At 73.0% G+C, this 23784-nt stretch carries 18 protein-coding genes, 2 tRNA genes and 4 pseudogenes; 13 read left to right on the top strand and 11 right to left on the bottom strand.

Annotated elements, in window-relative coordinates; all coding sequences use genetic code 11:
• Positions 1-229 precede the first annotated feature (229 nt).
• Together AB0F01_RS13405 and AB0F01_RS13400 are read left to right on the top strand one after the other, a co-directional pair.
• Positions 230-727, top strand: a complete 498-nt coding sequence (locus AB0F01_RS13405) for a hypothetical protein (protein WP_362093810.1) — start codon at positions 230-232, stop codon at positions 725-727.
• Positions 708-1073 (top strand): hypothetical protein, encoded by a 366-nt coding sequence (locus tag AB0F01_RS13400; RefSeq protein ID WP_362093807.1) that lies wholly within the window; start codon positions 708-710, stop codon positions 1071-1073. Before AB0F01_RS13405 ends, AB0F01_RS13400 begins: the two co-directional genes overlap by 20 nt.
• A gap of 173 nt (positions 1074-1246) precedes the next feature.
• Here the strand turns inward: AB0F01_RS13400 and AB0F01_RS13395 are convergent, their stop codons facing one another.
• From AB0F01_RS13395 to AB0F01_RS13385, 3 genes are all read right to left on the bottom strand, one after another.
• On the bottom strand, positions 1247-1807 hold the full coding sequence (locus AB0F01_RS13395; RefSeq protein WP_362093804.1) for a DinB family protein: 561 nt from the start codon (positions 1805-1807) through the stop codon (positions 1247-1249).
• Positions 1808-1917: 110 nt separating this feature from the next.
• A complete protein-coding gene (locus AB0F01_RS13390; protein WP_362093801.1) occupies positions 1918-2343 on the bottom strand; it encodes a hypothetical protein in 426 nt (141 codons plus the stop codon).
• Positions 2344-2417: 74 nt separating this feature from the next.
• Positions 2418-3287: a bifunctional DNA primase/polymerase gene (locus AB0F01_RS13385; RefSeq protein ID WP_362093798.1), complete on the bottom strand. Its 870-nt coding sequence runs from the start codon at positions 3285-3287 to the stop codon at positions 2418-2420.
• Positions 3288-3648: 361 nt separating this feature from the next.
• Here AB0F01_RS13385 and AB0F01_RS13380 point away from each other — a divergent pair, with 361 nt between their 5' ends.
• The 3 genes from AB0F01_RS13380 (at position 3649) to AB0F01_RS13370 (ending at position 7228) form a co-directional block, all read left to right on the top strand.
• Positions 3649-3975: a hypothetical protein gene (locus AB0F01_RS13380; RefSeq protein ID WP_362093795.1), complete on the top strand. Its 327-nt coding sequence runs from the start codon at positions 3649-3651 to the stop codon at positions 3973-3975.
• Positions 3976-4889: 914 nt separating this feature from the next.
• Positions 4890-5450: a SigE family RNA polymerase sigma factor gene (locus AB0F01_RS13375; RefSeq protein ID WP_362093792.1), complete on the top strand. Its 561-nt coding sequence runs from the start codon at positions 4890-4892 to the stop codon at positions 5448-5450.
• A gap of 122 nt (positions 5451-5572) precedes the next feature.
• Positions 5573-7228 carry a long-chain fatty acid--CoA ligase gene (locus AB0F01_RS13370; RefSeq protein WP_362093790.1) on the top strand — a complete coding sequence of 552 codons (1656 nt, stop codon included), beginning with the start codon at positions 5573-5575 and terminating at the stop codon, positions 7226-7228.
• Between the two features lie 503 nt (positions 7229-7731).
• Here AB0F01_RS13370 and AB0F01_RS13365 read toward each other — a convergent pair.
• On the bottom strand, positions 7732-12795 hold the full coding sequence (locus AB0F01_RS13365) for a PAS domain-containing protein (protein WP_362093787.1): 5064 nt from the start codon (positions 12793-12795) through the stop codon (positions 7732-7734).
• Between the two features lie 349 nt (positions 12796-13144).
• A pseudogene (locus tag AB0F01_RS13360) lies at positions 13145-13637 on the bottom strand (SSI family serine proteinase inhibitor); the annotation flags it as partial.
• A gap of 372 nt (positions 13638-14009) precedes the next feature.
• Between AB0F01_RS13360 and AB0F01_RS13355 the strand changes: the two are divergent.
• A tRNA-Ser gene (locus AB0F01_RS13355) sits at positions 14010-14100 on the top strand.
• A 192-nt stretch (positions 14101-14292) separates the two neighbouring features.
• A tRNA-Arg gene (locus AB0F01_RS13350) sits at positions 14293-14365 on the top strand.
• A gap of 132 nt (positions 14366-14497) precedes the next feature.
• Here the strand turns inward: AB0F01_RS13350 and AB0F01_RS13345 are convergent.
• On the bottom strand, positions 14498-14761 hold the full coding sequence (locus AB0F01_RS13345; protein WP_362093785.1) for a hypothetical protein: 264 nt from the start codon (positions 14759-14761) through the stop codon (positions 14498-14500).
• Between the two features lie 50 nt (positions 14762-14811).
• Between AB0F01_RS13345 and AB0F01_RS13340 the strand changes: the two are divergent.
• A pseudogene (locus AB0F01_RS13340) lies at positions 14812-15206 on the top strand (NUDIX domain-containing protein).
• A 58-nt stretch (positions 15207-15264) separates the two neighbouring features.
• On the opposite strand, the gene AB0F01_RS13335 reads toward AB0F01_RS13340, so the two are convergent.
• The 3 genes from AB0F01_RS13335 to AB0F01_RS13325 all read right to left on the bottom strand — a co-directional run bounded on the left by AB0F01_RS13335 (position 15265) and on the right by AB0F01_RS13325 (position 16789).
• The gene (locus AB0F01_RS13335; RefSeq protein WP_362093782.1) at positions 15265-15663 is read right to left on the bottom strand and encodes a pyridoxamine 5'-phosphate oxidase family protein; all 399 of its coding nucleotides are present in this window, start codon (positions 15661-15663) and stop codon (positions 15265-15267) included.
• Positions 15664-15746: 83 nt separating this feature from the next.
• Complete coding sequence (locus AB0F01_RS13330) at positions 15747-16244, bottom strand: potassium channel family protein (protein WP_362094398.1); 498 nt, start codon at positions 16242-16244, stop codon at positions 15747-15749.
• A 113-nt stretch (positions 16245-16357) separates the two neighbouring features.
• Positions 16358-16789, bottom strand: coding sequence for a hypothetical protein (locus AB0F01_RS13325; protein WP_362093779.1), 432 nt, complete (start codon positions 16787-16789; stop codon positions 16358-16360).
• A gap of 403 nt (positions 16790-17192) precedes the next feature.
• On the opposite strand from AB0F01_RS13325, the gene AB0F01_RS13320 reads away from it, so the two are divergent.
• The 5 genes and pseudogenes from AB0F01_RS13320 to AB0F01_RS13300 all read left to right on the top strand — a co-directional run bounded on the left by AB0F01_RS13320 (position 17193) and on the right by AB0F01_RS13300 (position 22916).
• Positions 17193-18086, top strand: coding sequence for a DUF2797 domain-containing protein (locus tag AB0F01_RS13320; RefSeq protein ID WP_362093776.1), 894 nt, complete (start codon positions 17193-17195; stop codon positions 18084-18086).
• 63 nt (positions 18087-18149) lie between these two features.
• Complete coding sequence (locus AB0F01_RS13315) at positions 18150-19100, top strand: amidohydrolase family protein (protein ID WP_362093774.1); 951 nt, start codon at positions 18150-18152, stop codon at positions 19098-19100.
• A gap of 320 nt (positions 19101-19420) precedes the next feature.
• Complete coding sequence (locus tag AB0F01_RS13310; protein WP_362093771.1) at positions 19421-20173, top strand: response regulator transcription factor; 753 nt, start codon at positions 19421-19423, stop codon at positions 20171-20173.
• 282 nt (positions 20174-20455) lie between these two features.
• A pseudogene (locus AB0F01_RS13305) lies at positions 20456-21926 on the top strand (MFS transporter).
• Positions 21927-22136: 210 nt separating this feature from the next.
• Complete coding sequence (locus AB0F01_RS13300) at positions 22137-22916, top strand: TetR/AcrR family transcriptional regulator (protein WP_362093768.1); 780 nt, start codon at positions 22137-22139, stop codon at positions 22914-22916.
• 33 nt (positions 22917-22949) lie between these two features.
• Here AB0F01_RS13300 and AB0F01_RS13295 read toward each other — a convergent pair.
• Positions 22950-23217, bottom strand: a pseudogene (locus AB0F01_RS13295) (pyridoxamine 5'-phosphate oxidase family protein); the annotation flags it as partial.
• A gap of 9 nt (positions 23218-23226) precedes the next feature.
• Entirely contained in the window at positions 23227-23592 is a 366-nt protein-coding gene (locus AB0F01_RS13290) for an STAS domain-containing protein (protein ID WP_362093765.1), read from the bottom strand.
• Between the last annotated feature and the right edge of the window lie 192 nt (positions 23593-23784).

Here is a 23784-nt window from a genome sequence, read left to right as displayed (position 1 = left end):
TTTGCCTGCTCGGCGGTGCTGCGATCACTGCTCGATGGACACGCGCTCGATCCACCGCAAACCAGGACTCTGTCTCTTTGCCTCCCGGGAGCAACCCGCAGCCGGACGGTGGCACCAACGCTTCCCACCCTCCTCGCAGTGCGGGGGGAGGCAGCATCACCGTCAACGGGCAATACATTGACACGAACAATGGCACCGTGTCGCAGAACAACTACCGAGATGGAAAGCAGTGAAGCTTCCCTCCGTCAATGATGTGGGATGGCTGGGGATAGCTTATTACGCGTTCGGTGCTGTCCTGGCCGTCCTGCTTACGTTGGCGGGCATCGAAGCGATCAATGAATACTTCCCCTATGTGTTGCCGACTCTTGAATGGTTTCTCGGGCGGCTGGTCCAACTATCCTCCGACGATTACGTCGGGGCATTCGTGCGGGATCGGCTACTTGTATTCGCCGCAATTGGTGCGGTCTTCGTCTTGTGGGTCACACACAAGTGGCCCACCTTGGTCAAGACGGTCGGTCAGGCGCTAAACCCGTTGGCGCGAATTGGAGTGGCCACAGTCTCGGCTGTTGCTGCGGTCTTGATCGCACTCATACTGGCTGGACCGCTCGGTCAGTCCAAAAGCGAAGGGCAGTGCTCCTCATCCTTCCAGCTGAGCCTGGACAGCGCTCCTTCGCTGGTCAGTAAAACGACGTGTGAGGTGGGGAAGCGTGACCGGGACGGCAATTGATCAGTATATTCAGACCAACAATGGCAGCGTTTTTCAGACGATCATCAACAATGAGTCGATCGACGAGGCGACGAAGCAAAACGTAAGAAAACTGGCGGTTGCCTCCCCTCAGATGCTGGCCAAGATCGATGAAATGCTGAAGGAATCGGGTGACGCGAAGGCGGCTGCCGCGCTTGTGCGGGATGCGAGTGACATCCTGTCCGGGAAGACACACTTGGTGACCCAATTCACACACGCGGGCGATGACCCAATGTTTCCCGGAAAGGGTGAACGAGAACTCCGTAAAGCGATTGCCATTCCATTTCTCCTTCTCGTCGTGCTCGTCGCCCTCATCCTCTGGTTGTAAACGGCTCCGGTAGCCACTTGGCCTTACCCGCCATTCACCCCAGCTCCCCTCCCGTCTGCCGTCGGCCCGTACACCGTGGAGCCGGCGTGTTTCAGGGGCCCTGCCGGGCTCCGAGGCGGGCGCCGGCTGGGCTACCCGGCCACCCGGCGCCGTGCGGCTGCTGCGCCCGCCGCTCACCCGGGCCGCGAAACGGCGCGGAACAGCCGCAGTTGGCCGATTTCCGCGACGTTCTTCATCAGCTCCGCGTTGGCCCAGGCGAGCATGTCGGCCACGCTGTGGGCCGGGTCGTCCGGCCAGGGGAACGGGGCCGTGGCGTCGAGGTCGGTGTCGGTGAGGCGGGCGAGGGCGGTCAGCCATTCCGTGCGCAGGGTGCGGAGCCACTGGAGGGTCGGGGCGCCCTCGCCGGGCCAGACGATGTCGGCCCGCTCGCGGGGCGGGCGGCCGTCGAGGTGGTCGAGGGTGACGCTCCACCACCATCCGAGGTGCCAGGTCAGCCAGGCGATGGTGGGTACCGGGACCGGGTCGGGCTCGGTCTCCGCCCAGTCGGGCACCCAGGTTCCGTCGGCCGTGCGGTGCAGGGTCCAGCTGGGGGCGGCAGGCTCCCACAAGAAGTCCTCCGGCTCCAGCCGTTCCAGGTGGTACTCGAACAGGGACCAGGTGAGCTCGAACTGCCCTGTCAGCAGGTCGCGACGAGAGGGAGCGGGGTGGGCGGCGCCGGGGACGGTGGCGTTCATGAGGGGGTTTCGGCTTTCTGTGGGGGCGGGGCGGGGCGGGGCGGGGCGGGGCGCGGGAGAGGGCTGGTCCGGGGCCTCCCAGGTCCTGCGTGCCGCTCCCTTCTGTGGCTTCAGAGTTCCTCGTCCTGCGCCAGCTGCTCCCACGCCATCTCCCGCAGGCCGGACTCCGCCTCGCAGCCCGAGGGCACGAGTGACGTCGGCTGGAACCAGACGACGGTGAGGCGTGAGCGGTGGAGGACGCGGTCCGGGGCGATCGCCTCGGAGCTGAAGGCACCGACGCAGCTGACGGCGGGGAGCACCTCGACCGGGCCGAAGGCTCCCGCGTACTGGTCGGGACGGTCGCGCGGTGGCGTGATCAGGTGGACCGGGGCGCCGGGGAAGGACTGGGCGGCGGAGCGCACCAACCTCTCGATCCGCATGTCGTTGAGCGGTTTGCAGGGGTAGCCCTCGAGCACTCCGCCGTACGTCGACGACAGGTGCAGCTCGGACAGTTCCACGGTGCGGCCGGAGGTGAGGGCGACACGGGCGAGCGACATGGTCGGCACTCTAGAGCGGTGGTGCATCGGGCTCTTCCGGTTTTCGGGCGGCCGGTGCCGGCGGTCGGTGGGGGTCAGGGGAGGTGGCCGGTCATGCGGGCCGCCGAGGCGATGGTCGCGCGGGCCTCCCGTTCGGTCAGGCCCGTGCCGGTGGCGGCGCGGACCAGGGGGTCGACGAGTGCGGGGCCGATGCCGTCCTCGTAGGCGCGGCAGGCCGCCCAGAACAGGCGGGTGTTGCGCTGCCCCTGGTGTGCGGCGAGGACGAACTGCACGAGTCCCTGGCCGTGTCCGCCGGCCGACGGGGGCGTGGGGTGGTGCGCCCTGGGCGGTGGCACGAGGATCCGGAGGAGGGCCGGCGGGCAGGCCGCCGGAGGCAGGTGTGCGGTGCCGGGTGCGGCGGTGTAGGTGCCGCGGTCGGTACGGGAGCCGGGGCCCACGAGGTAACCGCCGGCGCCCCGGATGTCGATGCCGGGGGCGAGCCGGCCCGCGGAGTTGGGGACGACGACGTCGGGCGGGCCGCTCAGCCACAGGTGGCGTCCGCCGCTGGGGGTCAGGACCACCACGGTGGCGGGGATGGTGAACAGGTGGCGCAGTGCCAGCTCGCGCAGGGCGGCCGGGGCGTCGGTCCCGGTCTTGGTGTCCAGGTCGACGCCGATGAGGTGGTGCGGGGGCAGGCCGCAGGCGATGCCGTAGCCGGTGGCGCGGGGCGCGGCGGCGAACATCCGGCGGATGCGGACGGGATCGGTGGACGCGTCGTGGACCCCGTGGCCGAAGCGTCCGCAGGCGCCGTGGCAGCGCGTGGGGGTGGCGGGGTCGTCGCGGTGGGGGGATCGCAGGGCCGGGAGCTTCGTCCGGGACAGGGGGATGACGGCCAGTCCGCGTTCGGCGGCTGACAGGGCGTGTGCGAGGGCCAGGGTCGTGGCCTGCCGGTCGGTGGTGGCCATGGAGCTATTTTCGTATGCGTGTTCGAAAAAGGAAAGAGGGTGTGGGTGCGGTCCGTCGTCCGCGAGGGGGTTGCCGCGGTCATGCCGTAACGCTTCGGCTCTTGCGGGGCTTGGGGTGATGTGCCCGGTCGGAGAAGAGATGGCAGGTGTGTCAGGGAAAAGGGTTTATCGACATGTCCTCACGCTTGCGTGCGAATGAGGGTCTACGGGGTGGTTCCGGCCGAGGTGATGGGCAACTGTGATCACGCGACGTCGTGCACAGCGGATCAGGGCGGTCGGCCGGCCTCCCCGACGGAAGACGTACATCACGCACGGAGGCCATCTTCGGCCGGTGCGTCCTTGGTTCTGGAGGGAACACAACATGGCAAGCATCCGTACCGCCCGCGTCATCGCCGCGGTCTCCGCCCTGCCGCTCGCGGCCGCCCTCTTCACCGGCGTCGCGGCGGCGGACAACGGCGCCGTCGCGGACAACGGATCGAGCGCGACGGCGGCGAGTGCCGCGGCCGGGGTCGTGGGGAGCGGTGTGGGCGGCGACAACTTCGGCAACTCCGCCACCACGCAGCAGCAGGCCGTGGGCTCCGGGGCCTCGAACCAGAGCAACACCGCGCAGGTCAACGGATCCGCCTTCACGGCGCTGAACCAGGGCAACGACAACGTGGCCATCGGCTTCACACCGCTCTGGCGGTGAGGTGACGGGGCCGGCCGCGGCCCCGGACGTGGGGGTGTGCTTCCAAGGGTGCGAGGCGTCTGCGTGACGGTGCTCCGGTGCCGTCGCGCAGACGTGTGCGGGGTGTCCGGACGGGGCGACGGGGGCGGGGCATGGGGAATCGGGGGGACGGGGCTTCGGGTGCGGGTGAGCGCGGGTGCCCACATCGGAGGCTGGGGGCCGGGGGGCGGGGGCCGGGGCGGCAGCATGGGGTGATCGGGGCGAACGGGGCCGGGGGCTCGGGGCTTTCGGGGTGGACGGGGTCGGGACCGGCGTCGGAGTCGGAGGGCGGTCGGAGCCGGTCGTGGTGGTCGACTGCCGGGACGGGGCCGGCCTGTGCGGTCAACTGCCGGGACGAGGCCGACGTCTCCTCAGGAAAGTGGGAGGAGGGAAAGGGGAACCCGTTCGGCGCGAGCGGTGTATCAGAAGTGTCAGGGCAGGACGGGCACGGAACACGAGGAGGTCGGATGAACCCGGCGCAGGAGATGAACCCGGCGCGGCACGTGCGGGAGGAGCCCTCTCGGCCCTCTCGGCCCTCTCGGCTCTGCCCGTCCTCCGGCCCGGGCGCCCGTGACCGCCCCCTCCCGATCATCGGGGGCCCGCCAGGCCGCAGTCCGGTCCCTGCAGCCGGCGCATCACGGCTGCCCGCCCGGCCCGCGCCCAGTGGCCGTCGGGCGCGACCGCCGGCCGACCCGGGAGCTGTCCTCGACCCTCGCCCGGACCCGTGTGGAGGGGCCCCGCCGGGGCAGGGCCCTCCGGGAAGAACCCTCAGGGGCTCTCCTCCTCACGTCCACCTACAGGAGGTGGGGCAGTCCCCACCCCTACAACCTGAGGGGGACGCGGCTTCGGGACCTCCGGGCGATCCGCCGGGCGGCCGTCGCTCATAGCGTTGAGCCATGACCACACCCGTCTGCACCCGCGCTTCGAACGCCGCTGCTCCGCCGGCGCAGACCCTCGTGTATCCGTCGTTCTCGTCGTACATGAGGGCTCGCCAGCCGGCACTGCTGCGGACCGCCCGGTCGCTGACCGGCAATCCGAGCGATGCGGAGGACCTGCTGCAGACCGCCCTCGCCAAGACGTACGTGGCGTGGGAGCGGATCGAGGACCACCGCGCGCTCGACGGATACGTACGCAGAGCGCTGCTGAACACCCGGACGTCCCAGTGGCGCAAGCGCAAGGTCGACGAGTTCGCCTGCGACGAGCTGCCCGAGCCGGACCCGGTGACCGGTGGCGACGATCCGGCCGAACGGCAGGCACTGCGCGACGCCATGTGGCGGGCGATCATGCGGCTGCCGGCCCGGCAGCGGGCGATGGTCGTCCTGCGGTACTACGAGGACCTCAGCGAGGTGCAGACGGCCGAGGTGCTGGGTGTGTCGGTGGGGACCGTGAAGTCGGCCGTCTCGCGGGCGCTCGGGAAGCTGCGCGACGATCCTGAGCTGGGGTTTGTTCGCTTCTGAGACGAAGTGTCGGGTGCTGTGGGGTGATCGATCACCGCTCCCCTAGTGACATACCGCGTGGTATGTGCGCAGAATCAGCGCAACTCTTACCCGCGCGTAGGCAATGTCGCCAGGAGGACTCCGTGCTGAGCACCATGCAGGACGTACCGCTGCTGATCTCGAGGATCCTCGCCCACGGGTCGACGATCCACGGCACATCGCAGGTCATCACCTGGACGGGCGAGGGCGAGCCGCAGCGCCGCTCCTACGCGGAGATCGGCGCCCGTGCGGCCCAGCTGGCGCATGCCCTGCGCGACGATCTCGGGGTCACCGGCGACGAACGCGTCGCGACCCTGATGTGGAACAACGCGGAGCACGTGGAGGCGTACTTCGCGATCCCGTCGATGGGCGCCGTGCTGCACACGCTCAACCTCCGTCTCCCCCCGGAGCAGCTCGCCTGGATCGTCAACCACGCCGCGGACCGGGTGGTCGTCGTCAACGGTTCGCTGATTCCGCTCCTCGCCCCGTTGCTGCCCCACCTGAAGACCGTGGAGCACGTCGTCGTCTCCGGCCCCGGTGACCGTTCCCCGCTGGCGGACGTCTCCGTGCAGGTGCACGAGTACGAGGACCTGCTCGCCGGGAAGCCCGTCGCCTACGACTGGCCCGAGCTGGACGAGCGCTCCGCCGCGGCCATGTGCTACACCTCCGGCACCACCGGCGACCCCAAGGGCGTGGTGTACAGCCACCGTTCGATCTACCTGCACTCGATGCAGGTCAACATGGCCCAGTCGATGGGCCTGACCGACGAGGACACCTCCCTCGTCGTCGTCCCCCAGTTCCACGTCAACGCGTGGGGCCTGCCGCACGCCACCTTCATGACCGGCGTCAACATGCTGATGCCGGACCGTTTCCTCCAGCCCGCACCGCTCGCCCGGATGATCGAGAGCGTGCGGCCGACCCACGCGGCGGCCGTGCCCACCATCTGGCAGGGCCTGCTCGCCGAACTCACCGCCAACCCGCGGGACGTGTCGGCCCTCACCCAGGTCACCATCGGCGGTTCGGCCTGCCCGCCCTCCCTGATGGAGGCGTTCGACCAGCTCGGCATGCGGGTCTGCCACGCCTGGGGAATGACGGAGACCTCACCGCTCGGCACGGTCGCCCGCCCGCCGGCGCACGCCGTGGGCACCGACGAGGAGTTCGCGTACCGGCTGACCCAGGGCCGCTTCCCGGCCGGTGTCGAGGCCCGGCTGACCGGCCCCGGCGGCGAGCGCCTCCCTTGGGACGGCGAGTCCGCGGGTGAGCTGGAGGTGCGCGGCCCGTGGATCGCCGGCGCCTACTACAACGGACCGGGCGAGGAACCGCTGCGCCCCGCCGACAAGTTCAGCGAGGACGGCTGGCTCAAGACCGGCGACGTCGGCATCATCAGCCCCGACGGTTTCCTCACCCTGACCGACCGGGCCAAGGACGTCATCAAGTCCGGCGGCGAGTGGATCTCCTCCGTGGAGCTGGAGAACGCCCTCATGGCCCACCCGGACGTGGCCGAGGCCGCCGTGGTCGCCGTACCGGACGACAAGTGGGGCGAGCGCCCGCTGGCCACCGTCGTCCTCAAGGAGGGGGCCACCGCCGACTTCACCACCCTGCGCGCCTTCCTCCAGGAGGAGGGCGGGATCGCCAAGTGGCAGCTCCCGGAGCGCTGGTCGGTGATCGAGACGGTGCCGAAGACGAGTGTCGGCAAGTTCGACAAGAAGGTGCTGCGCAAGCAGTACGCCGAGGGCTCGCTGGACGTCACGCAGATCTGACGCCCGAGTGACACACCCCCCGTTCTGTGGGGGATCCGCCGAGTCCCGCGGGCAGTCCCAGGCCCGCGGGGGGAGTCCGATTCCCGCGGGGAGAGTCCGCCTCCCGGGGCGTCCGTCCCCCTCCGGTAGTCTGAGTCCCGGCGGGGAATCGACCGTGGGCCGGCCGCGCCGGGCAGGGGACCGGAGAACGGTTTCCTTGCCCGGCGCGGCCGTTGTCGGCCGTTGTCCGGGGGCGTGTGCGACCAACCGAGGGGCGCGGCCGGGCCCCTGGGGCAGTCGGTCCGGTGGGCCCGGCCGCATCCGGGGTTTCTGCCCCGGGGCGGGCTGGCGGGCGGCCGGGCATGGCTCATGCGCAGAGAGCAGCGCCCTGTACCGCACCCGGGCCGCCATCCGGCCCTCGCATGCCCGAAGTGCCCGAAGTGCCCGAAGTGCCCGGAGTGCTCAGGGTGCTCGGCGCTCCCGTCAGGCACCCGCTGCGTCCGGCCTGTCGGCCGGTTCGGCGGTCAGTTCGTGCCGACGCGGGCGAGCAGGTCGACGATGCGTTCCTGCACCTCGGAGCTGGTGGACCGCTCGGCGAGGAACAGCACGGTCTCACCGGAGGCCAGCCGGGGCAGGTCCGCCGGCTCCACGGCGGCGGTGTAGACGACGAGCGGGGTGCGGTTCAGCAGGCCGTTCGCGCGCAGCCAGTCCACGATCCCGGCCTGGCGCCGGTGGACCTGCATCAGGTCCATCACCACCAGGTTGGGCCGGAACTGGCCCGCCAGCGACACCGCGTCGGCGTCGCTCGCGGCCCGCGCCACCTGCATCCCGCGCCGCTCCAGCGTGCCCGTCAGGGCCAGCGCGATCTCCGCGTGCTCCTCGATCAGCAGCACCCGCGGCGGGTGCTGCTCGCTGTCGCGTGGCGCGAGCGCCTTCAACAGCACGGCCGGGTCGGCACCGTATGCGGCGTCGCGCGACGCCTGCCCCAGTCCGGCGGTGACGAGGACGGGAACCTCCGCCGCCACGGCTGCCTGCCGCAGCGACTGCAGCGCCGTGCGGGTGATCGGCCCGGTCAGCGGGTCCACGAACAGGGCCGCCGGGAAGGCGGCGATCTGGGCGTCGACCTCCTCGCGGGAGTTCACGATCACCGGGCGGTAGCCGCGGTCGCTGAGCGCCTGCTGGGTGGAGACGTCCGGCGCCGGCCACACCAGCAGCCGACGGGGGTTGTCCAGCGGCTCCGGCGGCATCTCGTCGTCCATCGGCTGCGGCCGGGGCGGATCGGCCACCTCGACGGCCCCGCCCGGACCGTCCAGCGGCTCCGGGCCCTCGGCGGCGTCCGCGTCCGGCGCGCCTATCGCGTACGAGCGTCCGGTGCCCTCCGCGGCCGGCGCGAGGCGCGACTGACCGGCGAGCGAGTGCTGAGGCTGGGCGGCCTGCGGCTGCCCCGGCGCGGGCGGCTGCGGCCGGGCAGCGGTCGGTTCCGCCTGCGGCGGGTGCGGGCGGGCGGCCTGCTCATCGACGTCGGCGGCGAGGTCGTTGCGCGTTCCCAGCTTGCGCCGGCGGCCCGAACCGCCGGGCTGGTGGGGAGGCGGGGTGGCCGTCGGCAGCGGCTGCTGCACCTGGGCGGCCTGCCGGGTGAACGGCACGCCCTGCCCCAGCGTGCGCACGCTGATGGACCGCCCCTGGGTGGAATGCGGGTCCACGGGCGCGGCGGCCTCCGCGGGCAGCGGCTGGGCGGCCCGCTGTCCGGTCGTCGCGCCCTCGGCGGCGACCTGCCCGGTCTGCCCACCGGCCTGGTCGGGCGGTACGGGTGCTTGGCCGGGCGGTACGGGGGCCTGACCGACCGGGACGGAAGCCGGCGCGGCGGGAGTGCCGACGGCGCCGGTGTCACCGACGGCGGGCCACATCTGGGCGGCCGGTGTGCCCTCCGCCGGGGTGGGCTGCCCCGGGGCGGCTTCGGCGGGCAGCGGCTGGGCGGCGGCAGGCTGCGCCGGACCAGCCTGTGCCGGACCTACTTGCGCCGGACCTGCCTGTGCCGGACCTGCCTGTGCCGGGACTGCCTGCTGCGGCGCGGCCGGAGGCGCAGCGGCCTGCGGCTGCTGCGGCGCGGCGGCGGGCGGAACAACGGAAGGCGAGGCCGCGGAAGCCGGTGCAACGGCAGCCGGTGCAACGGCAGGCGGTGCGAAGGCAGGCGGGGCAGGCTGAGCGGCGGCTTGCGGCATCTCGGCCCGCTGCGGTGTCCCGGCGGCCTGGGCGGTGGCGTCGTCCGGGGGAGGCAGAGGCTGACCGACGGCCTGCGGCTGCACCTGCGGTTGCGGGTGCTGGGCCACCGGGGCGGCCATCTGCGGGGGCACCGGGGGCGCACCCTGCGCCGTGACCGGCATCCCCTGGGGCGGGACGGGGCCGCCCGGGTCAGCCGTGGGAACTGCTCCCTGGACGGGCACCGGCCCACTCCGGGCCGGCACCGGAACCTGGGGGGAGGGCAGCGGAGCGCCCTGGGAGGCGACCGTGCCGCTCGTCGGGTCCACCGGGCCGCCGTGCGGCGGCGCGGCCGGCACCGGAGCGGCGCCCTGCGGCGGCACCGGGGCAGCTTGCTGCGGCGTTCCGGCGGGTCCGGGCAGCTGCCCCCCGGCGACGGCCTGCGGTCCGGCGCCGGTCACCGGCATCGGCTGTCCGGCGGCGGGCTGGGGCGGCACCGGAGCACCCGGCGGAACCGCTCCCTGGGGTGCGCCTCCGTGCTGCGCCACTGCCTGGGGCGGCACCGTCTGCGCGGCGACCTGCCCGGCGTCGGCCGGCAGGGCCGCGGGGTCGGCCGGCGGTGCGGCGACGCGCCTGCGGCGGCCGGTGGGTGCGCTGGTGGGGTGCGGCTGCGGCGGGGTGTGGTCGCCGGACTGGTCGTGGGGAACGGCGTCGTGGCGGCCCTCGTCAGCAGGCACCATCCCCGGAGCCGGAGCCGGAGCCGGAGCCGGAGCCGGAGCCCCTGGAGCCGCCGGAGCCCCTGGAGCCGCCGGAGCCGCCGGGGCAGGCAGCGCCGCCGTGGCGCTCACCGGGGACGGCTGCGGCTGCCCGTCGGGAGCGGCCTGCCCGACCACCTCGGCCTGGTGCGCACCGGCAGCGGTGGCCGTGCCGGCCTCGGCCGCCTGGTCGCCGTCGGCCGGCGGAAGCGCGAACACCGTGCGGGGCGCCGCCTGCTGGGCCGCGGCCCGCTCGGTCGCGGCCGCCAGCGCGCGCCGACGGCGCCCCGTCGGCTGCTGCTGCGGCTGCTGTGGCTGCTGCGGTCCCGCCTGGCCGTCGGCGGTGGCGCCGTCCGGGCCGGTGGAGCCGTGGGCGCCGTGCGGGCTGTCCGGAGCAGGGGGGCCGGACGGCGCGGGCAGCGCCGGGGGCAGCGCGTGCTGCTCGCCGACGGCACGCCGGGCCCGGCGGCCGGAGGGTGCGGGGACGCCCTGGGGCGGCACGGTCCCGCCCAGTCCGGTGTTCGCCGCGGCGGCACCCGCCGCGTGCTCGGCGGCCGTCATCACCGCGCCCTCGGAGACGCCGTCGGCGTCCCCGGCCCTGGCGACCACGGCACCCGTGCCGGCGCCCGTGTCCGTGTCCTCGGCCGGACGGCCGCGCCGCCGGCCTGTCCCCGTGGAGACGGGGCCCTCGCCGGTGGCCTGCGCCGGGAGCGGGGCGGCCTCGGCGGGCGCAGCCCGTCGCCTGCGCCGACCGGTGGGCGGCGCGCTCTCCGGCCCCGGGCCGCCGTCGCCGGCCGCCGCACCGTTCGGGACGTCGGACTCCGGCGTCCCGCTCTCCAGGAAGGCGTCGACGGAGGCCCGGCGCGCCCGCCGGCGTCCGCCGGACGGCCGCCGGCCCGCGACGTCCTGGCCGGTGGCGGCCTCGGCCGGGGGCGGCCCGGCGAGCTCCACCTCGGCGGCCGGGACGGCCCCGGCACCGGCTCCGATCGGCACCTCCAGGACGAACGCGCTGCCGCTCATCCCGGGCACCTCGTGGGTCTGCAGCACACCGCCGTGCGCCCGCACGATGCCCCGCACGATCGGCTCGTGCACCGGGTCGCCCCCGCTGTACGGGCCACGGACCTCGATGCGCACGACCTCGCCGCGCTGCGCGGCGGCGACGACCACGGTGTTGTCCAGGTAACCGCCGGTCGCCACGGGACTGTTGCCGGTCGCGTCCACCCCGGCCACGTCGGCGACGAGGTGCGCGAGGGCGGTGGCGAGCAGTCGGGGATCGACCTCGGCCTCGATGCGCGGCGCGTGCACGGCGAACTGCACCCGGCCCGGCCCGATGAGCTCCACCGCCCCGTCCACGCCGGCCGCGACGACGGCGTCCAGCAGCACCTTGGTGCGGGCCACCTGCTCGGTGCCCGTGTCGAGCCGCTGGTAGCCGAGGACGTTGTCGATGAGGGTGGTGATGCGCGCGTAGCCGGCCGACAGGTGGTGCAGCACCTGGTTCGCCTCGGGCCACAACTGCCCGGCGTCGTCCGCCGCCAGGGCGGACAGCTCGCGGCGGAGTTCGTCCAACGGGCCGCGGAGCGACTGCCCGAGCAGGGTGAGCAGCTGGTCGTAGCGGGCGGTGAGCGCCTCGTAGCGGTCCTTCTCCCGTTCACCGAGCGCCGCGTACCGCTCCTCGTTGGCGGCGAGCTCCTCGGCGTGCCGTTCGGTGAGCTTCTCCAGCTCGGTGACGTGGCTCTGGCGCAGGGCGGTCAGCTCGGAGGCGTGTTCCTCGGCGAGCCGCTCCAGCTCCTCGGCGTGCCGCTGCGCCGCGTCCTCCTTCTCCGTGAGGAGCGCGTCGTACGGGCGCCGGTCGGTGAACGTCATCACCGCGCCGACCAGCTGGTCGCCGTCCCGTACGGGAGCGGTCGTCAGGTCGACCGGCAGCTGGTCCCCGTTCTTGGCGTACAGGACCTGCCCGCGCACCCGGTGCTTGCGTCCGGAGCGCAGGGTGTCGGCCAGCGGCGACTCGTCGTAGGGGAAGGGGGAGCCGTCGGCGCGCGAGTGCAGGACGAGGGTGTGCAGCTCGCGTCCGCCGAGGTCACTGGCCCGGTAGCCCAGTATCTGGGCGGCGGCCGGGTTGACCAGGACGATCCGTCCGTCGGTGTCGGTACCGACGACGCCCTCGGAGGCGGCCCGCAGGATCATCTCGGTCTGCCGCTGCGAGCGCGCCAGCTCCGCCTCGGTGTCCACGGTGCCGGACAGGTCGCGCACGACGAGCATGAGCAGTTCGTCGCCTGTGTAGCCGTACGTGTCGTAGGCCTGCTGACCGGTCTCCAGGTTGGCGCTGGTCACCTCGACGGGGAACTCCGACCCGTCGGTCCGCCGGGCCGTCATCCGGGTCGGCTTGGTGCGGGCCCGCGGGTCGATGTGGTCCGGGCGGCGCATGGAACCGGGGATGAGCTTGGAGTCGAACTCCGGCAGCAGATCCAGCAGTCCGCGCCCCACCAGCGCCGTGCCCGGCGTCTCGAACGCCTCCAGGGCGATGGTGTTCGCGTTGACGACGGTTCCGTTGGCGTTGACCAGGACGAGGGCGTCCGGAAGCGCGTCCAGTATGGCTGCGAGGCGAGCAGCGCCTCGGGATGGCCTGCTGCTCACGAGACGCTTCCTCCCTGTTACCGCGACGTGCCGACCGTTCGGGCCATCTTGCCAACCTGCCCGCAACGTGTCACGCGAGGGAGTCTAAGGGCTGGGGTTGCGGCCGCGGCGCCGGATGAGAGGGAGGTCGCACGACGAAGTGACGGCGATCCGATGCCCGGATCGCGCAGAACACGTGACGGCCTGCGGCGACGCCGCCACGCCCCGCACCGGCCCCTTACGTACCGTGCGCCCCGGTTTCCCGGCTTCGTTATCAAGGTGTCGCGGAACCCGTCGCCGAACCTGTCGCCGAACCTGTCGCGGAACCCGTCGCAGATGCCGCCCAGGGGCGGGCCGCGGGACCCGCCGCGGGCAGCAGCGGCACCAGGGCGTCCCACCGGTCGATCGCGCACCCGTTCCCGCCGGTCGTACGTCGCGTCGACGGGACGCCCGGCCCAGGTGCCGGTGACGCGGGCGGTGGCGGGGCCGCCGTACTGCATGGTGCACAGGGCGTCCTGCCGCGGCGGGGCGAAGGCGTCCCGCCCCCGGTCGGCGTTCCGCTCGACGGCGGCACAGGCCCCCTCCGGGTCGGGGTGGCTGCCGCGGCCCGGTCGGCAGGTCACCTCGTACGTGCCGTCGACGCCGCTGCCCGCACCACTCACGGTGACGGTGAGACGGTCCTCGCCCCGCCGCGCGGACGCCGGGTGCTCGACGGACGCCACGGACGCCACGGATGCCACGGCTGTGACGGGTGTGACCGGTGTGGCGTGCTCGGAGGACGTGGCAGACGCAGCGGCAGGCGCCGCGGACACCGTGGCGAGGACGGCGGAGACGACGACGGCGGCGGTGGCGAGTCCCCGCAGCGCGGTACGGCCGGCCGGGCGAGGGCCGGGGACGGCGGCGCACCCCTGCCCGTGAGCGGGCGGAGTGGGTACCGGCGAGGACGCGGCGGCCGGGACCGGGGCGGGGACCGGGGCGGGGACCGGGGCGGGGACCGGGAAGGGGCCCGGTGCGGACGGGAGCGGGGTGATGCCCCGGGCGACGGTGACCTGCGACATGCCCTGACCAACGCGTGAGCGCGCGGGACGTTGCGCCCGGCGGCGTGCCGTCCGAAAGAGCTTTGCCCTGCGGCCTGCCTGCCTAGTACCGTAGGCCTCGATTGGTGGCAGCCCGCGCGGCTGTGTCATCATCGGCACGCACCACCGGCTCGCGCTCGCGCGCGGAAGGTTGTGCGGGGAGGCGTCGCCTAGTCCGGTCTATGGCGCCGCACTGCTAATGCGGTTTGGGCCTTAAAGCCCATCGAGGGTTCAAATCCCTCCGCCTCCGCCCCATCGAGAAGCCCCGGTCCCCAGCGGCCGGGGCTTCGTCGTGATGGCCGGCCCAAAGTGCTGTTTCCGCACGTCACAAGGGGTGGGGTCAATGGATTTCACATGGCGGCGGCAGTCATGTAATGTTCTTCCTGTCGCCGCGACGGGCCGGAGAGCCCGGAAGCGGCGAGAAAACTGAAGAAGCGCACACGCACTCGTAGCTTAACGGATAGAGCATCTGACTACGGATCAGAAGGTTGCAGGTTCGAATCCTGCCGAGTGCACACAGGTGAGAGGCCCCGGAGAGATCCGGGGCCTCTGACGTTTCCGCTTACAACGTGGGCGAAGTCCGCGCAGTCCTGCCTGCCTACCTACCTGACTGTCACGGACTCAGTGGCCGGCCTACGTCTGACCGTCTACGTCTCACCGCCTACGGCTCGCATCTTCCTGCGGAGGGTGATCGCCCGGTGGGCGGTCTGAGCGGCCAGGAGCGCGAACCAGGTTCTTCCGACGCACGGCCCGAGAAGGGCCCACCAGTCCACGACAGGCTCCGTGACCATGCCAACGACCCACCAGACGTTGTAGATCAGGATGCCGGTCAGCGGCACAGCCAGGAGAGCCGTCGTCGCCGCATCGCTGGTCCAGTCGTATTCTCCGCCAATTCTCTCCAACTCGAGCACTCGGTAGCTCAGCCAGGAACCCGCATACGCGGTCAACGCCGTCGCACTCGGTGTCCGTGACGGGTGCCGTGGTGCGCGAGCACGGACACCTCTGGCGCTCCGACGCGCGGAGAACCGAACACGGGAACTCCCGGGCCGGGGCCGCGACTCTTCGGTTCCCCGGAGGACGGCGCGCGCAGCCCGTGAAGTCTGCGAAGAGACCGGTATCCACGCCGAGGTCGACGGGCTCATCGGGGCCCACGGAACACGACGCGCGGCTTCGTCGCTCTGGTGTCCCGGTGCAAGCCGTCGGGACGCGCTGCGCGGACGTCCTCGGACTCGACAGCCGCCGACTGGCTCACGCCCCGAGGTGGCCGAGCACCTGAGCGGGGTCTTCGCGGTGCGGCGGCTCGATGCCCTGGACGGCCTCGGGCCCCACCTGTGGAGTGGAGCCGTGACCGCCTGATGCCTGAGGTGGGCCCGGACAACAGCGCACGCAGACCTTGTCGGGGGCAGCGCGCTGGTCACCACGACCGGTCGTGCAGTCGGGGAGGACGGTCCGGCGTGAAGCGGACCATCGAGGTTTCGGGGTCGTCCAGCGGGGCCGAGAAGCGGGCCGGCCACCGGTCCTCGGGGCCGAGGTAGCGGGTCAGCTTCCGGATCGCCCTGGCCCGGTCCAGGGGGACGACCTCGGCCTCGCCGCGGCACGTCACGGAGAACACCGCTCCCGCCGCCAGGTCGCACGTGTCGACGACCAGCGCGACGCGCGCGTCCTCGGCGAGCAGTCGCTCCAGGCGGGAGTAGGAGCCGGTGAGCCACCAGAAGGCCCCGTCCTCCCAGAGGAACCACACGGGCCGGACCTCCGGGCCCCTCGTCGCCACGCGGGCGACCAGCGGCTGGGACAGGAACTCGCTGACGTCCATGCGGAGAAGGCTGCTGTACGGCGCCCAAGATCGGCAACCCCCCGCGACCGGTGGCCCTCCTCGCGCGGGTGCCGTGCGGCGGTTCAGCCGTCGCCCGGCACCCGCGGAGGCCGACGGTGTTCGAGGTGGGTGCGCAGGTAGCGGGTCAGGGCGGTGGCCGAGGCGGTGAGGAAGATGAAGGTGTAGAGGATCTGGAGGATGGTCACCAGGCGGGCGGACTGCCCGTGCGGGGTGATGTCGCCGTAGCCGATGGTGGCCAGCGTGACGAGGGTGAAGTAGAGGCTGTCGAGCCGGGTTTCGAGGCCCTCGATCTCTCCCGGGTGCTGCGCCAGGCCCTGGTAGGCGGTCGCGAAGACCAGGATGGACAGGCAGATCAGCAGGGGGATGACGAGCCCCGGCCGGGCCCTGGGGTGGTCGAGCAGGACGTGGACGACCTGTTTGAGCAGCAGGCCGGCCACCAGCGCCAGGGCGAAGCCGAAGAGGAACCAGCTGATCACCGGGCGGCGCGGGCCGAGGCCGTCGAGGGGGAGCAGGAAGAAGGCGGTGAGCATGACGGTCACGGCGACGAGCTGGACGAGCATCGGCCAGAGCGCCTGCCACACCGTGTGCCGCGGAGAGCGCTCGTGCCGCATGCCGGCCGCCGGTGCGGAGCGGTGGGACGGCGGGTGCCCGGCACCCGGCCTTGCGCCCGGCCCTATGCCCTGACCTCGCGGCGCGGAGCGCACAGGGCCCAGATGATGAAGCCGTCGATCACGATGAGGACGATCGACCACACCGGGGCATGGGGCAGCCACACGAAGTTGGCGACCATGCTCAGTCCGGCGAGGGCGACACCCACCACGCGGGCCCAGGTCGCCCCGCGGAACAGCGAGATGCCGGCCAGCATCACCAGGACGCCGAGGACGAGGTGCACCCAGCCCCAGCCGGTGAGGTTGAAGGCGTAGGCGAAGTTGTCGGTGACCACGAAGACGTCGTCGTTGGCGATGGCGGCGGCGCCCTGGAAGATCGCCATGATGCCGCCGAAGGTCATCAGGACCGCCGCTGCTGCGGTCCAGCCGGTTGCCCAGGCGCTCTCCGGTTCCCAAGCGGTCCGGTGGTGCTGCGTGTTGCCGACGTTGGTGGCCATGTGCTCGCCCTTCCGTCTCCCGAATGGTCCCCGAGTGGGCCCCGAGCGGTCCGCCCCCCTCACTCAGGTTGGCACCAGGGGGCGGACGCGGCACCTCGAACGGTCCTTCCCGGCTTGCGGTGACGGTCGGAGCGGGCACGGGGACGGAGCGGGTGGGGAGCGGGGCCGTGCCCAGGGCCGGGTGCCGGGTGACCGGGGAAGCGGGAGCGGGGGTCCGGGGAGCAGGCGGGGGGCGAACCGTGGGGACGCGTGATCAGGGGGCCGCACCGCCGGGGGCGGACGGATCTGCGCGAGGGCCGGACGGTGGAGGGACGGACAGGGAGGCGGGGAGACAGCGCGGCGCGGCGACGGCCGGGCGGCAGGCGCGGGGCGTTGTCAGTGGTGCCCTCTAGTCTCGGCAGAGATGGCACAGGCGTGGAGATGTGCGGGGCTGGGGTGGTCGGCGGACGGTCCCGTGCTGGTCTGGGACGGAGGTCGGCGCAGTGCGCTGACCTGGGGGAAACGGGTGGCCTTCGCGGTCGCGGAAGGAGGTGGGCGGACCTGCGTGGGGGCGCGGGGGCACAGGTGTCCGCGGGGTGCCGCGGTTTCGGCGCGCAGTACGGGGGCGCGGTGCGAGGAGTGCGCGCGGCTGGACCGGGCTCACTCCGTGGCCGCCGACACCCTGGCCGACGACCCGCGGCCGTACCGGGTCTACGTGGCGTGGTTCGGGCCCGGCATGGTCAAGGTGGGGATCACCGCTGCGGCGCGGGGACCGGCGCGTCTTCTGGAGCAGGGGGCGGTCTGCTTCAGCTGGCTGGGCACCGGCCCGTTGATGGCGGCCCGGCGCACCGAGGAACTGCTGCGTGCGGCGCTCCGTGTGCCGGACCGCATCCCCTACGCGGCCAAGCGGGCGGTACGAGGTGCGCTCCCGGCCACGGAGCAGGAGCGGGCGGCCGAGCTGGCCGACCTGCACGGGCGGGCGTCCGGTCTGGCCGGGTGGCCGGAGTCGCTCGACCGTGAGCCGTTCCGTCCGGTCGACCACGCCGGGGTCTTCGGGCTGCCGGGTACGCCGGGTGCGGTCGGCGAGGTGACGGAACTGGTCGCCGGGGGAGCGGTGGCCGGGACGCTGGTGGCCGCTGCCGGGCCGGACCTGCACCTCGCGCCGGCCGACGGGGCGGGCGCGGTGGTGCTGGACACCCGGTTGCTGACGGGCTGGGGGCTGGTGCCGGGCGGAGGGAGGACGTTCGACGTACCGGTACGGGACCTGCGGGGTAACGGGACGGGGGAAGGGGCGGGCATGCAGGACGGGTTGTTCTGAGGCTGGGTGCGGAGGGAGCCGGGGGTGTGGACCCGGGGCGCGGTCCCGGGTGATCGTGGCGGCATGAGCGATCACCTCACCACCGCCGCCGAGGCCGCGAACGTCCGGCGATTCTGGGAAGGGCTGGGGCTGCCCGGGCTGGTCGACGTGCACACGCACTTCATGCCGGAGCGGGTGCTGGCCAAGGTGTGGGCCTACTTCGACGCCCTCGGTCCGCTGACCGGCGGGGTCGAGTGGCCGATCACCTACCGCCAGGAGGAGGGTGAACGGGCCGCGCTGCTGGGTGCCTTCGGGGTGCGGGCCTTCACCTCGATGCTCTACCCGCACAAGCCGGGCATGGCCGCGTGGCTGAACGGCTGGGCGGCCGGCTTCGCCCGCCGCACGCCCGGCTGCCTGCACACCTCCACCTTGTTCCCCGAGCCGGGCGTCGAAGGCTACGTCCGCGAGGCGGTCGAGGCCGGGGCGCGGGTCTTCAAGGCCCACGTGCAGGTGGGGGCGTACGACCCGGCCGACGCCGCGCTCGACGGTGCCTGGGGCCTGCTCGCCGAGGCGGGGGTGCCGGTGGTCATCCACTGCGGTTCCGGACCGGCGCCGGGGAAACACACGGGGCCGGAGCCCGTCGCCCGGGTACTGGCCCGGCATCCCCGGCTGCGGCTGATCGTGGCGCACCTCGGGATGCCGGAGTACGAGGACTTCCTCGACCTGGCCGAGCGGTACGACGAGGTGCGCCTGGACACCACCATGGCGTTCACCGACTTCAGTGAGCGGCTGGCACCGTTCCCTCGGCGGGCCCTGCCCCGGCTGGCCGGACTCGGTGACCGGGTGCTGCTCGGCACGGACTTCCCCAACATCCCGTACCCCTACCTCCACCAGTTGCGGGCGCTGGAACGGCTGGACCTCGGGCCGGACTGGCTGAGGGCGGTCTGCCACGACAACGCGGCCCGGTTGTTCGGGCTGCCGGGGCCGCCCTCCGGGGGGGGTGACGGGGCCGCCCTCCGAGGGGTGACGGGATAGCCCTCCGACGGCTCACCGGGTGGCGTCGCCCTGGTGGCCTGCCTGCCGGTCGGGCCTGCCGGTCGGGCCTGCAGGTCGGGCCGGTCGGCAGACGGACAGGCAGGCCGGTGAAGGCCGTGAGGGACGGTGGAGGACGGCGTGGGACGGTGGAGGACGGTGGAGGCGGCTGCTCGGATGGCCGCCCCGCGGGGACCCGGTCGCCCCGCCGGCCGGTTGAGGAGTCTCGGGCACCGCATGGATGCGGCGAGCCGCGCGGTTTCTCAGGAAAAACACAGAAGGCCGAAAGGGCGCTCTCAGACGCCCCGGACACGCTGTCCGGTATGACCACGACCTCGCCCCAGGGGCGCACCATCGAACCACCGACGACGGACGGGCCGCCCGTCCGCGTGCTCGTGGTGGACGACGAGCAGTCGGTCACCACGTTGCTCTCCACGGCCCTGCGCTGCGAGGGCTGGCACATCCGCAGCGCGGCCGACGGACGGGACGCCGTGCGGGCCGTGCGGGAGTTCCGACCGGACGCCGTCGTGATGGACACGGTGCTGCCGGACATGGACGGCCCGGAGGTCCTCGGGTGGCTGCGCCGGGAACTGCCGGACGTCCCCGTGCTGTTCCTGACCCCCGGGGACGGGGCCGGCCGGCGGGTCGCGGGACTGACCGCGGGCGGGGACGACCACGTCACCAAGCCGTTCGGGGTGGAAGACGTCGTCGCCCGGCTGCGCGGGCTGATCCGGCGCTCCGCGGGGGACGACGGACGGGCGGAGTCGCTGCTGGTCGTCGGTGACCTCACCCTCGACGAGGACAGTCACGAGGTCACGCGGGCGGGCCAGAGCATCCACCTCACGGCGACCGAGTTCGAGCTGCTGCGCTACCTGATGCGCAACCCCCGGCGCGTGCTCAGCAAGGCCCAGATCCTGGACCGGGTGTGGTCGTACGACTTCGGTGGGAAGGCCAACATCGTCGAGCTGTACATCTCCTACCTGCGCCGGAAGATCGACGCCGGCCGCGAGCCGATGATCCACACCCGCCGCGGCGCGGGGTATCTGCTCCGTCCGGCCACGCCCCGAGCGTCCTGAGCACCCCCGGGCGCACTCCTGGCTCTGTGATCGTCCCCGCCGCCTTCCCGACTCGCTCGCTCGTCACGCCCTGCCCGCCTCCTACGCCCACGTCCTCTCCTCCTCCCCCTCCCCTCCCTCCTCTCCTCTCTGTTCACCTTCGTCTTGTACACCGTATGGGAGTGTTCTACGGTGTAGAACATGACCACTTCGTCCTCCCGGGAACCCGGCCACGAGGCCCCCGGTCGGCTCGCGGATCCGGCTGCTGTCCCCGTCTCCGTCGGGGGGCACCCGCAACGCTGGCTGATCCTCGGGGTCATCTGCCTGGCGCAGCTCACCGTGCTGCTCGACAACACCGTCCTGAACGTCGCGATCCCCTCGCTCACCCGCGAGATGGACGCGTCGACCTCGGACATCCAGTGGATGATCAACGCGTACTCCCTGGTGCAGTCGGGCCTGCTGCTGAGCGCGGGCAACGCCGCCGACCTCCCCCACGCCTGAAGGGCGCGGGGGGACCCCCATCGGGCGGAAGAAGATGCTGATCGCGGGCCTCGCCCTGTTCGGCGTCGGCTCGCTCGTGGCCGGACTGGCGGACAGCTCGGGCCGGCTGATCGCCGCGCGGGCCGGAATGGGCGTCGGCGGGGCGCTGCTGCTGACCACGACGCTGGCCGTGGCGATGCAGATCTTCACGCTCGAGGAGCAGCCGAGGGCGATCGGCGTCTGGAGCGCCGTGAACGCCCTCGGCTTCGCGGCCGGGCCCCTGGTCGGCGGTTTCATGCTGGACCACTTCTGGTGGGGGGCGATCTTCCTGATCAACCTGCCGGTCGTGGTCCTCGGCCTGGTCGCCGTGGTCGCCCTGGTGCCGGAGTCCCGGAACCGGCAGGGCGACCGCCCCGACCTGCTCGGGGCCCTGCTGTCCACCATCGGCATGTCGGCCCTGGTGTACGCGATCATCTCCGGACCCGAGTACGGCTGGTCCTCGGGCCGGGTGCTCGCGACGGCGACGGCCGCGGTGCTCGTGCTGGGGGTCTTCGCCTACTGGGAGAGCCGGATCCCGTATCCCATGCTCGATCCGCAGTTCTTCCGCAACCGCCGGTTCACGGGCGCGGTGGCGGGAGCCGTGCTGATCACCTTCGGCATGGGCGGTGCCCTCTTCCTGCTCACCCAGCACCTCCAATTCGTGCTCGGCTACGGGCCGTTGGAGGCCGGGCTGCGCACGGCGCCGCTGGCCCTGACCGTCGTCGCCCTCAACTTCACCGGCCTGTCCGCGAAGTGGACGCTGAAGCTGGGCACGCCGGTCTCGATCGCCCTGGGCATGGTCATGATGGCCGCCGGGCTGGCGTCCATCGCCACCCTCACCGGGCACGGGTACGCCGGCACGCTGCTCGGCCTCGTCCTGATCGGCCTCGGCTGTGCGATCGCCAACCCGGCGATGGCGCACGCCATCATGAGTTCCATCCCCCGGGAGAAGGCGGGTGTGGGCGCCGGGATCAACGGCACGCTGGCCGAGTTCGGCAACGGGCTCGGTGTCGCCGTTCTCGGCGCGGTGCTCAACGCGCGCTTCGCGGCGCTCATCCCGGTGGCGGCGACGTCCCTCCCGGCGGCACTGGCCGCGGCGGACTCCCCGGGCGAACGGGGGAGGATCACCGACGCGTTCTCCTCGGGCCTGGAGACCAGCCAACTGGTGGGCGCCGTCGCCGTCCTGCTCGGCGGGCTGCTCGCCGCGGCCTTGCTGCGGCGAGCGGAGCGGGCGGACGCCACGCAGTCGCCCTGAGCCGCCCCCCGGTCCGCGGGGCAGCGGTGCGCCGCGCAGGGGCCGGGGGCCGGAACCGCACCCCCCGGCCGCGGCCCGGAACGCGGCGCCCCGCGCCCGGTGCCTGCGCCCGGCGCCCGAGCCCGACGGCAGTCGCCGGGTGCGGGCCCGCCGGTCGGGTGTCCGGCACCGCCTAGCATGAGGGGAGCGGTACGTCGAGAAAGGTGCGCCATGGCGAGGGCAGCCCAGCGGTCCGGGCGGGCGGCGCGCCCCAGCGTCTGGCTGGCGGGCGGGGAGCCCCGCCGCAGCGGGCGCGGCGGCGGGGGGCAGCCGTCCGGGCTCGACCGGGAGCGGATCACCGAGGTCACCGTCCGGCTCCTGGACGCCGAGGGCCTGGCCAAGTTCTCCATGCGCCGCCTGGCCGCCGAGCTGAACGTGACGGCGATGTCCGTCTACTGGTACGTGGACACCAAGGACGATCTGCTCGAACTCGCCCTGGACGCCGCCTTCGGCGAACTCGTGCTGCCCGACCCGGCGGCCGACGAGGACTGGCGCGAGCAACTGCGCGCCCTGGCGAAGGAGTACCGCGGGCTGCTGGCCCGGCACCCCTGGCTGTCGCCACTGGCCGGGAGCTTCCTCAACATCGGGCCCAACGCGCTGGCGTTCTCCGGGGCGGTCCAGCAGGTCATCCGCAGGACCGGGCTCCCCGCGGACGGCGTCACCGGCGCGATCGCGGCCGTCTTCCAGTTCGTGTACGGGTTCGGCACGATCGAGGGCCACTTCCTCGACCGGGTCGCCGGTACGGGGATGACCCCGGACGAGTACCACCGCAACGCCCTCAGCGCGGTCACGGAGTCGTCGGACGTCCCCGACGTCATCCAGGAGTCGACGCGCATCATGGACGCCCGGGGCGGCGACACGGTCGAGGAGATGATGGAGCGGGACTTCGCCTTCGCGCTGGATCTGCTGGTCGCGGGGATCGAGGCGATGGTGGCCCGCAGCCGGGGATGACCGCCCGGGCCTCCTCCCGCCCGCGCCGTGCCCGACCTGCACCCACGGCCCGTTCCAGTCGTCGCTGAGGACGATCAGGGAGACCCGCGGGTCCCGCCTGGCGTTGCGCGTCCTGGCGCGCTCCGGGTACGTGGAGACCACGATCCGGCCGGGGCCGTCGACCCCGCAGGTCAGCGGCGAGCCCTGGGGGCCGCTGTCGGCGCGGCGGGTGAGCAGGACCGCTCGGTGCCGGGGACGGACGAACGAATCGCAGCAACTCGGCCGGGGACACACGGGTGTTCGTCGGCACCTGGGGTGCCATGGGCCGACTTCAGGACGGCACCGCCGCTCCCACGGCCTCCGCCGCGTTGTCGTACACGGGCACGTCGCGCCGCAGCCCCGTCAGCTCCAGGAGGCGGCCCACCACGCCGCCGGGGGTGGCGACGAGGTGCAGTCGGACACCGGGAGGCAGCCCGCGGCGGACCTGGTTGATGAGACGGATGCCCTGCGAGTCCATGAAGCGGGTGCGCGTGAGGTCGAGGACGAGGGTTCGCGACGCGTGGGAGAGGGTGCCGGCGCCTGCCATGATCAGCGGCAGGAGTTCGAAGGCGTTGGCGACGTCGACCTCCTCGGGCAGGGGGAGGAGCACGTACTCGGGAGGTCCGGTGGAGGCGGGAGGGTGCGAGGAATAGGACACGGTGCTCACCTGGCAGTCGTTCGTCCGGCTTTCCGTACGGCCACTTCCTGACCCGGACGTCCATTGCACCATGCCCCGGGCGCGGGGCGGAAGCCGTGGTTCACCGCTGTCCTCCGGCTCCGGGGCGCAGGTCCGGGAGTCACCTCCTGGCAACCGAGCAGTTAGAGTTGCCTGCGTCCTGTGCTCGCAGTC

Origin of the sequence: Streptomyces sp. NPDC029526, assembly GCF_040637405.1 — a bacterium.
Classification (GTDB): domain Bacteria; phylum Actinomycetota; class Actinomycetes; order Streptomycetales; family Streptomycetaceae; genus Streptomyces.
This window is presented reverse-complemented; position numbering and strand designations above follow the sequence as displayed.